This window comes from Streptomyces albidochromogenes (assembly GCF_005981925.1).
In the GTDB taxonomy this organism is placed as follows: domain Bacteria; phylum Actinomycetota; class Actinomycetes; order Streptomycetales; family Streptomycetaceae; genus Streptomyces; species Streptomyces albidochromogenes.
In genome coordinates this window covers 1-13,260 of the sequence record NZ_VBVX01000189.1, presented here as the reverse complement: position 1 = coordinate 13,260, position 13,260 = coordinate 1, and the positions used below count along the sequence as shown (strand labels likewise).

11 protein-coding genes are annotated in these 13,260 nt (G+C 72.4%); 8 read left to right on the top strand and 3 right to left on the bottom strand.

The window, feature by feature from the left end; all coding sequences use genetic code 11:
• The first annotated feature begins 102 nt into the window (after positions 1–102).
• The gene (lon, locus tag E2E34_RS22455; RefSeq protein WP_138903719.1) at positions 103–2,505 is read left to right on the top strand and encodes an endopeptidase La; all 2,403 of its coding nucleotides are present in this window, start codon (positions 103–105) and stop codon (positions 2,503–2,505) included.
• A gap of 180 nt (positions 2,506–2,685) precedes the next feature.
• Positions 2,686–3,246, top strand: a complete 561-nt coding sequence (locus E2E34_RS22450; RefSeq protein ID WP_138903718.1) for an SAM-dependent methyltransferase — start codon at positions 2,686–2,688, stop codon at positions 3,244–3,246.
• A gap of 261 nt (positions 3,247–3,507) precedes the next feature.
• Here the strand turns inward: E2E34_RS22450 and E2E34_RS22445 are convergent, their stop codons facing one another.
• A complete protein-coding gene (locus E2E34_RS22445) occupies positions 3,508–4,380 on the bottom strand; it encodes a lysozyme (RefSeq protein ID WP_138903717.1) in 873 nt (290 codons plus the stop codon).
• Positions 4,381–4,601: 221 nt separating this feature from the next.
• Between E2E34_RS22445 and E2E34_RS22440 the strand changes: the two genes are divergently transcribed.
• A complete protein-coding gene (locus E2E34_RS22440) occupies positions 4,602–5,150 on the top strand; it encodes a MarR family winged helix-turn-helix transcriptional regulator (protein WP_138903716.1) in 549 nt (182 codons plus the stop codon).
• 96 nt (positions 5,151–5,246) lie between these two features.
• On the opposite strand, the gene E2E34_RS22435 is transcribed toward E2E34_RS22440, so the two are convergent.
• Positions 5,247–6,029, bottom strand: coding sequence for a protein phosphatase 2C domain-containing protein (locus E2E34_RS22435; RefSeq protein ID WP_138903715.1), 783 nt, complete (start codon positions 6,027–6,029; stop codon positions 5,247–5,249).
• 390 nt (positions 6,030–6,419) lie between these two features.
• Here E2E34_RS22435 and E2E34_RS22430 point away from each other — a divergent pair, with 390 nt between their 5' ends.
• The 5 genes from E2E34_RS22430 to E2E34_RS22410 all read left to right on the top strand — a co-directional run bounded on the left by E2E34_RS22430 (position 6,420) and on the right by E2E34_RS22410 (position 12,161).
• A complete protein-coding gene (locus tag E2E34_RS22430) occupies positions 6,420–9,302 on the top strand; it encodes a sensor histidine kinase (protein ID WP_425573381.1) in 2,883 nt (960 codons plus the stop codon).
• Positions 9,299–9,784 (top strand): roadblock/LC7 domain-containing protein, encoded by a 486-nt coding sequence (locus E2E34_RS22425; RefSeq protein WP_138903713.1) that lies wholly within the window; start codon positions 9,299–9,301, stop codon positions 9,782–9,784. The genes E2E34_RS22430 and E2E34_RS22425 overlap by 4 nt, the downstream gene beginning before the upstream one ends.
• A complete protein-coding gene (locus E2E34_RS22420) occupies positions 9,781–10,188 on the top strand; it encodes a DUF742 domain-containing protein (RefSeq protein ID WP_138903712.1) in 408 nt (135 codons plus the stop codon). Before E2E34_RS22425 ends, E2E34_RS22420 begins: the two co-directional genes overlap by 4 nt.
• Positions 10,189–10,258: 70 nt before the next feature.
• Complete coding sequence (locus tag E2E34_RS22415; protein ID WP_138903720.1) at positions 10,259–10,867, top strand: GTP-binding protein; 609 nt, start codon at positions 10,259–10,261, stop codon at positions 10,865–10,867.
• A gap of 49 nt (positions 10,868–10,916) precedes the next feature.
• Entirely contained in the window at positions 10,917–12,161 is a 1,245-nt protein-coding gene (locus E2E34_RS22410; RefSeq protein WP_138903711.1) for a styrene monooxygenase/indole monooxygenase family protein, read from the top strand.
• A 7-nt stretch (positions 12,162–12,168) separates the two neighbouring features.
• Here E2E34_RS22410 and E2E34_RS22405 read toward each other — a convergent pair whose 3' ends face one another.
• The gene (locus E2E34_RS22405) at positions 12,169–13,260 is read right to left on the bottom strand and encodes a C40 family peptidase (RefSeq protein WP_244315983.1); all 1,092 of its coding nucleotides are present in this window, start codon (positions 13,258–13,260) and stop codon (positions 12,169–12,171) included.

The following is a 13,260-nucleotide window of genomic DNA, read 5'->3' as shown; positions in this document are numbered from 1 at the left end:
CCCCCTTGATCGCCCACAGCGAACGCGCCCCTCCCCGGGAACATTCAGCCGCGCACAAGCATTGAGTCGGCATAGCTCAAGTTCACTGCTGAAGGGGAGATCATGGCTTCGACGTCCAACCCGCTCACCCTGCCCGTGCTGCCGCTCGACGACGAGGTCGTGCTGCCGGGGATGGTGGTGCCCCTGGACCTGTCCGACACGGACGTACGCGCCGCGGTGGAGGCCGCGCAGGCCGCCGCCCGTTCCAGTGGCAAAAAGCCGCAGGTGCTTCTCGTTCCGCGGATCGACGGCACGTACGCCGCGACCGGCGTCCTGGGCACCGTCGAGCAGGTCGGGCGGCTCTCCGACGGAGACCCCGGCGCCCTCATCCGCGGCCGCAGCCGCGTGCAGATCGGCGCCGGGACGACCGGCCCCGGCGCCGCGCTCTGGGTCGAGGGCGCGGCCGTCGCCGAGACCCTCCCCGATCCCCTCCCCGGGGCGGTCACCGAGCTGGTCAAGGAGTACAAGGCGCTCGCCACCAGCTGGCTGAAGAAGCGCGGGGCCTGGCAGGTCGTCGACCGCGTGCAGCAGATCGACGGCGTCTCGGCCCTCGCCGACAACTCCGGCTACTCGCCGTTCCTCACCACCGCCCAGAAGGTCGAGCTGCTGGAGACCGCCGACCCGGTGGCCCGTCTCAAGCTCGCCGTGAAGTGGCTGAGCGAGCACCTCGCCGAGCAGGACGTCGCCGAGTCCATCGCCAAGGACGTGCAGGAAGGCGTCGACAAGCAGCAGCGCGAGTTCCTCCTGCGCCGTCAGCTCGACGCCGTGCGCAAGGAACTGCGCGAGATCAACGGCCAGGAGGGCGAGGACGAGTCCGACGACTACCGGACCCGTGTCGAGGCCGCCGACCTCCCCGAGAAGGTCCGGGAGGCCGCCCTCAAGGAGGTCGACAAGCTGGAGCGGGCCTCCGACCAGTCGCCCGAGGGGTCGTGGATCCGCACCTGGCTCGACACCGTGCTGGAGCTGCCCTGGACCGAGCGGACCGAGGACCAGTACGACATCCGGGGCGCCAAGGCGGTCCTGGACGCCGAGCACGCCGGGCTGGAGGACGTCAAGGAGCGCATCACCGAGTACCTCGCGGTGCGCAAGCGCCGGGCCGACCGCGGCCTCGGCGTCGTCGGCGGCCGTCGTGGCGGCGCGGTGCTGGCCCTCGTCGGGCCGCCCGGCGTGGGCAAGACGTCGCTGGGCGAGTCGGTCGCGCACGCGATGGGCCGCAAGTTCGTACGGGTCGCGCTCGGCGGCGTACGCGACGAGGCGGAGATCCGCGGTCACCGGCGTACGTACGTGGGAGCCCTTCCGGGGCGGATCGTGCGCGCCATCAAGGAAGCCGGGTCGATGAACCCCGTCGTCCTCCTCGACGAGATCGACAAGGTGGGTTCCGACTTCCGCGGCGACCCGGCCGCAGCGCTGCTCGAAGTGCTCGACCCCGCGCAGAACCACACGTTCCGCGACCACTACCTGGAGGTCGAGCTCGACCTCTCCGACGTGGTCTTCCTCGCCACCGCCAACGTTCTGGAGGCCATCCCGGAGGCGCTTCTCGACCGCATGGAGCTGGTCAGGCTCGACGGCTACACCGAGGACGAGAAGGTCGTCATCGCCCGCGACCACCTGCTGCCGCGCCAGCTGGAGCGGTCGGGCCTGGAGCCGGGCGAGGTGACGCTGGACGAGTCCGCGCTGCGGAAGCTGGCGGGGGAGTACACCCGCGAGGCGGGCGTACGGAACCTGGAGCGCTCGGTCTCGCGCCTCCTGCGCAAGGTGGCGGCCAAGCACGAGCTCGGCGAGCAGGAGCTGCCGTTCACGATCACGGACGGTGACCTGCGCGCCCTGATCGGCCGGCCCCACCACGTGCCCGAGTCGGCCCAGGACCCGTCGGAGCGCCGTACGGCGGTCCCCGGCGTGGCCACCGGGCTCGCGGTCACGGGCGCGGGCGGCGACGTGCTCTTCGTCGAGGCGTCCCTGGCCGACGAGGAGACGGGCGGCGCGGGCCTGACGCTGACGGGCCAGCTCGGCGACGTCATGAAGGAGTCCGCCCAGATCGCGCTCTCCTTCCTCCGCTCGCACGGCGCGGAACTGGAACTTCCGGTCGGTGACCTGAAGGACCGGGGCGTCCACATCCACTTCCCGGCGGGCGCGGTCCCCAAGGACGGCCCGAGCGCCGGCATCACGATGACGACGGCCCTCGCGTCGCTGCTGTCCGGCAGGCTGGTCCGTACGGACGTGGCGATGACGGGTGAGGTGTCACTGACCGGGCGCGTCCTGCCGATCGGCGGCCTGAAGCAGAAGCTGCTCGCGGCGCACCGGGCGGGTACGACGACGGTCGTGATCCCCAAGCGGAACGAGGCCGACCTGGACGACGTACCGGCCGAGATCCTCGACAAGCTGGAGATCCACCCGGTGACGGACGTCCGTCAGGTCCTGGAGATCGCTCTGGCCCCGGCAGAGGTACGGGTGCCGGCGGCGGCGTGACGGACGCCGCCGGCCGCCCGGCTGTGGCAGGCCCCCCGCTCTCCCACCTGGGAGGACGGGGGGCTTCCGCGCGAAAGGGCAGGTAATCGGATACAACGGAGGTATCGGAAACAATCCAGGAGGGGCGCGGCGGCGGGAGAGGACGACGGCCGGGGGCATCAGCGACGGTGAGGTGGCGGCATGCGCGTACCGGAGCGGCTCACGGTGGCCGTCGGCGTTCTCGACGTCCGCCCGGACGACCGCGTACTGGAGATCGGATGCGGGCGCGGTGTCGCCGCCGGTCTGATCCTCGACGGCCTGCCGGACGGCGAGCTCGTCGGCCTGGACCGCTCCGACGTGGCGGTCACGGCCGCGAGCGAGCGCAACGCCGACGCCGTGCGGGCCGGCCGGGCCACGTTCGTCCATACGGCCCTCGCGGACGCCGACACCGGCACGCTCGGCCGCTTCGACAAGATCCTCGCGGTCGACGTCAACGTTTTCTGGACCGGGCCGGCCGCCCGCGAGCTGGAGGTCGTCGCCGGGCTGCTCCGCCCTTCGGGGAGCCTGGTGCTCTGCTACGCGCCACCGGACCCCGAGCAGGTCGCGCGGGAGAAGGGCCTGCTGCTCACCCACCTGAGCGACGCCGGGTTCATCGCCACCGCGACGACGCATCCGCTCGCCGGTGACGCGTCGCTGCTGGCGGTGGTCGCGACGGTCGCGCAACTGCCGAGGGTCACGGCGGACGAGGCCGAGGGGGCGTAGGAGCCGAGCCGGCCGGCCGGCCGTACGTGCGGGGCCCACGCCTCTCGCGGCACGTCCTGGCAAGACGGCCGGCCCCAGCGAGCCGACCCGCCGGGACGACCCTGCGGGCCGAGGCGCCGGGCCGACCCCGGCGATCAGACCCAGCGGGCAGACCCGCCGAGACGACCCAGCGAGCCACCCAGCGGGCCGACCCGCCGGGCCGACAGGGCGCGAGCCCAGACGCCGCCCCCAGGCACCGTGCGGCGCGCCGGGCCGGGCCGGTCAGCCGTGGGCGAGGGCCTGTACGCGGTCGAGGGCGCCGTTGAACTTGTTGTGGTCGCCGACGATCGGGCCCGTGGACGTGTACTGCCACATGGTCTGCACGCCCCAGCCGGCCGGCAGCTCGCCCACCGTCGTGTTGTAGCGGGCGATCCACAGCGGGTTGACGGAGCCGAAGCCGCCGTAGTTGCCGGTGCAGTCCTTCCACCAGCTGGTCGCCGTGTAGATGACGGCGTCGCGGCCGGTGCGGGCCTTGTAGGTGGTGAGGAAGTCGCGGATCCAGGCGACCATGCCGCTCTGCGTCTTGCCGTAGCACTGCGCCCCGTACGGGTTCCACTCGATGTCGAGCACGCCGGGCAGCGTCCTGCCGTCGCGCGACCAGCCGCCACCGTTGTCGACGAAGTAGTGGGCCTGGTTGGCGCCGCTGGAGTCGTTGGGTGTCCCGAAGTGGTAGGCGCCGCGGATCATGCCGACGTTGTACGAGCCGTTGTACTGCTGCCCGAAGTACGGGTTCTTGTAGTAGTTCCCCTCGGTGGCCTTCACGTAGGCCCACTTGACGCCGCTGGTCCACAGGGACGACCAGTTGACGTTCCCCTGGTGGCTGCTGACGTCCACGCCCTCGGTCTGCGTGACGCGGGTGTCGCGCGGCAGGCCGCCCTGGCCGTCGTGCTCGACGACGCCCATGCCCATGCGGGCCGAGCCGCGTTCGGGCTTCCCGTCGGAGGAACCGGAGGAACCGGAGGAACCGGAGGAACCGGAGGCGGTGGCCGCGCCGGGGAGGGTGAGGAGGAGGGCGAGGGCGGAGAGCGAGGAGAGGAGAATCCCGGCCGCCGCGGTGCGCGGGCGGCGGGCCGTTCCGGATCTGTGCACGGGCATTGCGTGCCTCCGAAAGGCTCGGTGGGGGTGGTGGGAACAGGCGTGGGGAGACCTGTCGACAAGGTCACTGGTGTGGACATGTCACAAAGGACGCTACGCACGTAGACAGGGAGGGCGGAAGGGGGTCCGGGTTCCGCCGTTGGTCTACTCCTGCGAAATACTGGCGGAGCTGCGGCAATGAACGCCGGTGAAAGAAAACTTCAGGGTGAGGAAAGCGCGCTATGAGTTCTGACGTGCACGGAAGCGGAAGAGCGGATGACGGGCGCGTGGCGGAGGGGAGTGGTGTGGACCGCGAATTCCTCGCGCTGGAGCGTGAATTGGCCGTATTTCTGCGCAGGGCCCGGGCTTCCTCCGGTGACATGGCCCGCGAGGTCCACCCGGAGCTGGAGCCGGCGGCGTACGGCCTGCTGGTACGGCTCGACGAGGCGGACCGGCAGCGGGCGACGGAACTGGCCGCGTGGTTCGGCGTCGGCAAGGCGACGATGAGCCGGCAGCTGCGGGCCCTCGAGGAGCTCGGCCTGGTCACGCGCGAGCCCGACCCGGCGGACGGGCGGGCCTCGCTGGTCGCCCTCACGGAGGAGGGCCGGGCCCGCTTCCGGCGGGTGCGCGACGCGCGACGCGCCCGGTACGTACGGAAGCTGGCGGGCTGGGACCGGGCGGAGGTGGCGGAACTCGCCCGACTGCTGCACCAGCTGAACGTGCGGGCGGAGGGCGGAGCCCAGGGCGTCCGGGCGGAGGGCGGAGCCCAGGGCGTCCGGGCGGAGGGCTGAGCCCAGGGCGTCCGGGCGGAGGGCCGAGCCCAAGGCGCCCAGGCGGAGGGCCGAGGTCTCGGAGCGCGGGCAGCCCCACGCCCCCGGCCCCGTCCCTCACAGCTCCGCGTAGATCACCGCCGCGTCGTCGTGGCGCTTCCAACGGCGTACCAGCGGTGTCGTGGGCTCCGCCCGTTCGCGCGTCCGCACCCGGTCGATCAGGCCCTGCGCCCCCTCCTTGCGCAGTACGGCCACGCACTGCGCCCAGTCGCCCTCGCCGAACATGTCAACCCACCGCGACGCCCCGTCACTGAGCGCCGCCAGGGCCCGTACCTCCGCGCGCGCGGTCACCCCGGTCACCGCGAGGCCGGCCACCGCCGGATCGGCGGCCGCCGTGAAGAAGCCACCCTGCGCGTTGCGCAGCGCGTCGGTCGCCGCGAGGGAGGCGAGGACCTCCGGCGGGACCCGGTCGAGGCGGTCGTCGAGGACCGCCCGCACCGAGCCGTCGCGGGCCTCCAGCAGCAGCGCCGAGTCCGACAGCACCAGGTGTTCGATCTCCTCCGCCCCCCAGCGCGCCAGCACCACCGTTGCCTGGGGCGTGCGAACGTGAGAAAGGTCACAGGTCTCGCGGTGGGCGTCGGCGGTGCGCCGAATGGCCCCCGCCAGGACCTCCGCCAGCGTCAAATCCCGCCGTGAAGCGGACAATTCGAGCAGTGCGCCGCCGAGCCGGGCGGTGAACCAGGGCACCGGATGAACGCACCCGTAGTCGCTCGCCGGAGGCGTCACACCGTCCAGCAGGACGAGCGACCCACCCTGGCCGGCGGCGGGCAGCGCGACAGACGCCCAGTCCTCATTGGGGCGTTCGGGGTCGCCGGGAGCCGTGGCCAGTTCGCATCGCATGCGGCCCAGTCTGCATGAGGTGCCGCGCAGCCGTCCGACGGCCGCGCCGCGGGGGTCAATTGGCACGTACCAGCAGGTGAGGTGCCGGTTTATGGGTGGAATGGGTTACTCCGCGAACCTGCGGGGGCGCATCCTGCCAAAGCGCGGGCGGAAGTTCCAACCGGCACTCCGCGCGCGCGTGAGACGAATGGCATCGGGAGTTGTTCGCCAACTCCCGATTGATGTTCACTCGTTCAGGTGGCGGAGCGCGTGCTGCGCGCCTTCTTCCCAAAAGCGCTGGAATGGTCTGAAGTCATTCGAGTCTTCAACTGGGGTGGGGCGTCGTTCCTGTGTGACCAGTCGTCACCTCGGCCACGTGAGCAGACGAGTCAAGCAAGAATGCGAGCACCGGTGCAGAAAAAGCGGACTCGGGGCGACAGCGGCAACGGCGAGCGGACCGAACGCACCGTACGGGTACGCAGCCGGCTGGTCGCCGGCGTGGCCCTGGTCGGCGTCACCGTCCTCGCCGCCGGTACCCCCGCCATCCTCAGCGCCTCCTCCGAACTCACCGAGTCCCAGCGGCTGGTCACCCTCGCCGAGCTGAACCGGCAGGCAGTCACCCTCGCGCACTCCCTCGCCGACGAACGCGACGACGTCACCGCGTACCTCGCGGCCGGACGCGGCGCCGGCGAAGGCACGGACGGCGAGGACGGTACGGACGGCTCGGCCGACGGCGGCAAGAGCAAGGGGCTCTCCGCGAGCCGCACGGCCCGGGTCGACCGCCAGATGGACGAGATCGAGATCGAGGCGCCCGCCGGCCTGCGCCGCGACCTGGCCAGGATCCCCGGCATCCGCCGCGAGGCCCTGTCCGGCGAACGCACCGCGCTGGAGGCCCACAAGGCGTACACCGAGGCCATCGAGAAGCTCCAGGACCTCGCCGAGGAGCTCGCCGACAAGACGCCCCCGCGCGCCGCCGAGGCCACCCGCGCCCCCGCCTCCCTCGGCCATGCCGTCGAGCAGGCCGCCGCCACCCGGGGACTGCTGCTCGCCGCGCTCTCCGTGCCGCGCGAGAACACCGGCAACCGCGTCGACCCCGTCACCGGGCTCCTGGTCCCGGCCCCCGAGGACCCGGACTCCGAGAGCGTCCGTACCCGCAATGCCCTGAGCGCCGCCGCCCAGCAGTCGCGCGTACGCGAACTCTCCGCGCTCGCCGACTTCGACCAGGCCGCCGGGCACTCCGCCCGCGAGTCCCTCAAGACCACCGTCACGGGCCCCGAGGTCAAGACCGCCGAGCAGTTCCTCGCGCGCCTCACCGACCAGCCCCAGCTCTCCGACAACGAGCTCGGCACGGACCGCGCCAAGGCCGAGGCCGCCCTGTCGGCCCGTATCGACCTGATGCGCGGCGTCGAGTCCTCCCTCGGCTCGGCGCAGGTCAGCCGGCTCTCCCAGCTCCGGGACGACGACGTCACGGCCCTGGAGATCCGGATCGCCCTGGCCGGTGTCTGCCTGCTCGTCGCCGTCGGCGTCAGCACGGCCGTCGCCCGTACGCTCACCCGCCCGCTCGCCGTACTGCGCCTCGGCGCCGCACGGCTGGCCGCCGAACCGGAGCCCGGCGGCGAGCCGGTCGAGCCGGTGCGCTTCAACGGGCGCAACGACGAGTTCGCCCAGGTCGTACGCTCCCTCAACACGCTGCACTCCCGGCTCGCCGAGGTCGGCGCCCGCGCGGAGAAGCTGGCCGGCGACCGCACGCACCTGATCGGTCAGCGCGAGACCCTCGCCACCCAGCGCGCCGAACTCCAGGAGCAGGTCGCCGACGCCGCCGCGCAGCTGGAGCGGATGCGCCACACCGTCCACTCCACCTTCGTCAACCTCTCCCTGCGCACGCTGGGCGTCGTCGAGCGCCAGCTCGGCGTCATCGAGAGCCTGGAGGAGCGCGAGCAGGACCCGGAGCGCCTCGCCACCCTCTTCAAGCTCGACCACATGGCGACCGTCATGCGCCGCCACGGCGAGAACCTGCTGGTCCTGGCCGGTACGGAGCACGGGCAGGGGCAGCAGAACCCGGTGCCGCTCGTCGACGTACTGCGCGCGGCCGTCAGTGAGATCGAGCGGTACGAGCGGGTGGCCATCCAGTCGATCCCGCCGCGTGCGCAGGTCGCGGGCTTCGCCGCCAACGACCTCAGCCACCTCCTCGCGGAGCTCCTGGAGAACGCCACGTCGTTCTCCCCGCCGGACGCCAAGGTCGAGCTCTCGGGATGGCTCCTGGAGAGCGGCGAGGTCATGCTCTCCGTCCAGGACGAGGGCATCGGCGTGCCGTCGGACCGCCTCACGGAGCTGAACGCGCGCCTGGCCGAGCCCGGTTCGTACGAGCCGGGCGACGGCGCCGACGGCGGCATCGGCCTGCACGTGGCCGCGCTGCTGGCGGCCCGGCACGGCGTGCGCGTCAGCCTGCGCGACCAGAAGCAGGGCGGCGTCGCCGCGGTCGTCGTCCTGCCCGACGCACTGCTGCCGCCCGCACCGCCGACGGCCGTGCCGCCCACCGTGCCGGTGGCGGGGGACGCCCCCACGCTGAACCTGCCGGGGTCGGTCGCGGAGGCCAACTCCAACGCGCTGCCCGGACGTTCCGTACGGGAGGACTCGCTGCGGGAGGGTGCGAAGGACCCGCTGGTGGAGGCGGCCGAGCGGACGATCCTGGAGGACGCGGAGCAGCCGGCGGCCGACGCCGAGCCGGGCGACGACAATTCCGAGCCCGCCGTCGAGCCCGCCACCGAGTCCGTCGCCCCGTCCGCCGCCGCCGACCCGTACGCCATCGGTCCGGACGCACATGAACGCACCGCCGACGGGAACGTGGACACCGAGGCGCCGGTCGACGAGCCGACCTGGACCATGCGGCTGCCCCAGCAGTCCGCCGCGCCCCAGGACGAGATGGACGCCGACCCGGAGGTGGACGCCGCCACCGCACACGACGACACGGACGACACCGCCGACACGGACGACACCGCCGGCACCGAGACCGCCGCCGCCCCCGCCGCGACGAAGGTCGAGCCGGTCACCGACAAGGGACTGCCGAAGCGCACCCCCAAGGTCGTCAAGTCCGGCCCGTCGGAGCCGAAGGCGCGTTCGGGCGGCGTCGACGCGGAAGCCCTGCGGCGCAGGCTCGGCGGGTTCCACCAGGGGTCGGTCAAGGGCCGCCGCGACGTCGAGGCGGAGATTTCAGCACACGGGGGCCGTACGGACTCAGACAGCGACACAGAGACAGAAACCAAGGGGGACACAGTTGAGGAGGCACGCAGTTGACTGCGTCCAGCACGTTCGGGCTGAGTAGCGAAGCCCGTAATCTCCATTGGCTGTTGAGCAATCTCGTCGACGAGGTACCGGGTCTCCTCTCGGTCGCCGTCGTCTCGTCCGACGGGCTGCTCCTCCTGTCCTCCGACCCGGAGCGGAACGCCGGACCGGCCGCCCCCGCCGTCCGCCAGGACGGCCCGAAGGGCTCCAGCGCCGACCTGGCCACCATCGTCTCGGGACTCGCCAGCCTCACCCAGGGCGCGGCGAAGCTGATGGACGGCGGCGGCGTCAAGCAGACGATGATCGCGATGGAGTCGGGCAGCGTCTTCGTCATGGCGATCAGCGACGGCTCGCTGCTCGGCGTGCACGGCTCGCCGGACTGCGACATGAGCGTCGTGGCGTACCACATGGCGCTCTTCGTCGGCCGCGCCGGCCACGTCCTCACCCCCGAACTCCGCAGCGAGCTGCGCAAATCGTTGGAGAGCGCCCTGTGACGCCGCCCACCCCCGCAAAGCTTCCCGTACGGGGCGACGGCCGCAGGCCCGCCCGCGTACGCCCGTACTCGCTCACCGGTGGCCGCACCCGCTTCACGCACGTCCTGCTCGTCGAGACGTTCGTCGCGGCGATCGAGGCCCCGGAGGAGCGGCGCGAGCTGACCAACGGCGGCCTCCAGACGCGCGTCATGCCGGAGATGCGGGCGATCGTCGAGCTGTGCCGCCGCATGCGTACGGTCGCGGAGATCTCCGCACTGCTGAAGATGCCGCTGGGCGTCGTCCGCGTGCTGCTCAGCGACCTGGCCGACCAGGGAAAGATCCGTGTGTACGGGACCGGGCACGCGCCCGGCCAGCCGAACCGCGCACTGCTCGAAAGGGTGCTGAGTGGACTCCGTCGTCTCTGAGACCGAGACCTTCCAACCCCGCGCCACCGCGCACACGGCGTCGGTCCCGGCCCAGCCCCAGGCGTCGCCCCTGCCGGCCGTCCCGCCGCAGGCCGACGAGGGCGCCCGGGACTGGCAGACCGACCGCACCCGGGCCCCCATAGCCACCAAGATCGTGGTGGCGGGCGGGTTCGGCGTCGGCAAGACCACGTTCGTCGGCTCCGTCTCGGAGATCACGCCGCTCCAGACGGAGGCGGTGATGACCACCGCGAGCGAGGAGACCGACGACCTCTCCGCGACGCCGGACAAGACGACCACGACCGTCGCGATGGACTTCGGCCGGGTCACCCTCGACGACGACCTCGTGCTGTACGTCTTCGGCACGCCCGGCCAGCAGCGGTTCTGGTTCATGTGGGACGACCTGGTGCGCGGCGCGATCGGCGCGATCGTCATGGCCGACACCCGCCGGCTGTCGGACTGCTTCCCCGCGCTCGACTACTTCGAGAGCTGCGGGCTGCCGTACATCGTCGCCGTGAACCACTTCGAGGGGACCGAGGAGTACGAGGCCGAGGACGTCAGGGAAGCCCTGACCGTGCCGCCCCACGTACCGGTCGTGATCATGGACGCGCGCAAGCGGATCACGGTGGTCGAGTCGCTGCTCGCCCTCGTCGGTCACGCGCTCACCACCGCGCCCGAATAGTCCGCGCCCCCGAACAGCCCTTCAAGCCACTCAACGGAGAGACCCCGTCATGCGGAAGATACTCATAGTCGGGGCCGGTCAGTCCGGTCTCCAGCTCGCCCTCGGACTCCAGACCCGCGGGTACGAGGTCACCCTGATGTCCAACCGCACGGCGGACGAGATCCGGTCGGGCCGGGTCATGTCGACGCAGTGCATGTTCCACACCGCCCTCCAGCACGAGCGCGACCTCCAGATCAACTTCTGGGAGTCGCAGGCCCCGAAGATCGAGGGCCTCGGCGTCTCCGTCGCCGCGCCGGACTCCTCCCGCGCCGTCGACTGGGTCGGCAAGCTCGACGGCTACGCCCAGTCCGTCGACCAGCGCGTGAAGATGGCCGGCTGGATGGAGACGTTCGCGCAGCGCGGCGGGCAGCTCGTCATCCACGGCGCCGCCGTCTCCGACCTCGACTACTTCTCCCGTACGTACGACCTGGTCATGGTCTCGGCGGGCAAGGGCGAGCTGGTCTCGATGTTCGGCCGCGACGCGTCCCGCTCCCCGTACGACGCGCCGCAGCGCGCCCTGGCGGTGGCGTACGTCCACGGGCTCGGGCCGCGCCCCGAACACCCCGAGTTCGACGCGGTGCGCTGCAACCTGGTGCCGGGCGTCGGCGAGCTGTTCGTCATGCCGACCCTCACCACGTCCGGGCGTGCGGACATCCTCTTCTGGGAGGGCGTCCCGGGCGGTCCGGTGGACGTGTTCAAGGGGGTCAAGGACCCCTCCGAGCACCTGTCGCTCACGCTGGAACTGATGGAGAAGTTCCTGCCGTGGGAGTACGCGCGCGCCACGAAGGTCGAGCTGACCGACGCGAACGCCACGCTGGCGGGCCGGTACGCCCCGACCGTGCGCAACCCGATCGGCCGGCTGCCGTCGGGCGGCCTGGTGCTGGGCGTCGCCGACGTGGTCGTCGCCAACGACCCCATCACGGGTCAGGGCTCCAACTCCGCGTCCAAGTGCGCCGCGTCGTACCTGTCGTCGATCACGTCGCACGGCGACCAGCCGTTCGACGAGGCGTGGATGCAGTCCACGTTCGACCGGTACTGGGACACCGCGCAGCACGTCACGAAGTGGACGAACGCGATGCTGGGCGTCCCGCCGGAGCACGTCCTGAACCTGATCGGCGCGGCGGGCGGCCTCCAGCCGGTCGCGGACCGCTTCGCCAACGGCTTCAACGACCCGGCCGACTTCGAGAACTTCTTCTACGACCCCGAGAAGACGAACGCCTACCTGGCCCAGGCCGGGGCGGCGGCCGGGGCGTAGCCGGCGGCTACGCCTGCGGTGCGGTCGGCGACCCGTACCCCCTGTCCTCGCCCGCCGCCGCGCCCGGCGGCAGCTTCGGCGGGGTGTAGGAGGCCATCGGCTTCAGCAGGGGGTCCGGGCGGACCGCGCCCAGGAGCGGGTTCGCCGCGATCGGGGAGACCTTCACCCGGGCCCCGGGGCGCGGCGCCTGCACCACCATCCCGTCGCCCAGGTAGATCGCCACGTGCGTCGCCTTGGGGAAGTAGATCACCAGGTCACCGGGGCGCAGCTCCCGCAGCGGCACCTTCGGCAGCTGCCGCCACTGCTCCTGGCTGGTGCGCGGGATCTCCTTGCCCGCGTGCGCCCACGCCTGGGACGTGAGCCCCGAGCAGTCGAAGGACCCCGGCCCCTCCGCTCCCCACACGTACGGCTTCCCGATCTGCCGTACCGCGTACTCCAGCGCCCGCCCGCCCTGCCGCGAGGGCGCCCGGGTCGCGGCGGAGCCGGGGCTGCCGAGCGCGCCGGAGGCGAGCAGGCCGCGCTGCGCCGCACCGGTGCGCCGCTCCTCCAGCCGCGCCAGGTCGGCGAGCTGCTCGTCCGTCAGCGACGCCAGCAGCGTCTGGACCTCCGCCAGCCGCGCCCGGACCACGTCGCGCTGCTTCTTCTGCTTCCGGGCCAGCGTCTGCCGCTTGTCGAGCGCCGACCGCTCCCGGGTCGCCAGCTCGTCCGCCCGCCGCTCGCCGCGCTCCAGCCGGGCGATCGTCGCCGCCCGGTCGTCCGCCGCCCGCCGCAGTACGTGTCCCTGCGCCAGCGCGTGCTGCGGGTCCTTCGCGAGCAGCAGCCGCAGGTACGGCGAGAGGCCGCTGCGCCCCTGGTACTGCTCGCGCGCCAGCCGGCCCGCCGCGCCCCGGCTCTCGGCGAGTGCGACGCGGGCCCTGGACAGGCCCGCCGTCACCTTCTTCACCTCGCCCAGCTGCTCCTTGACGGACTCCTCCGTCGCCTTGTACGTCTCACTGGCCTCCTCGGCCCGCTGGTACAGCTTCTGCAGCTCCGTCAGCAGCTTCGCGACGGTCGCCTCCTCGCGTACGGCCGGCGCGGCGAGCGGTGGAGAGGGGGGCAG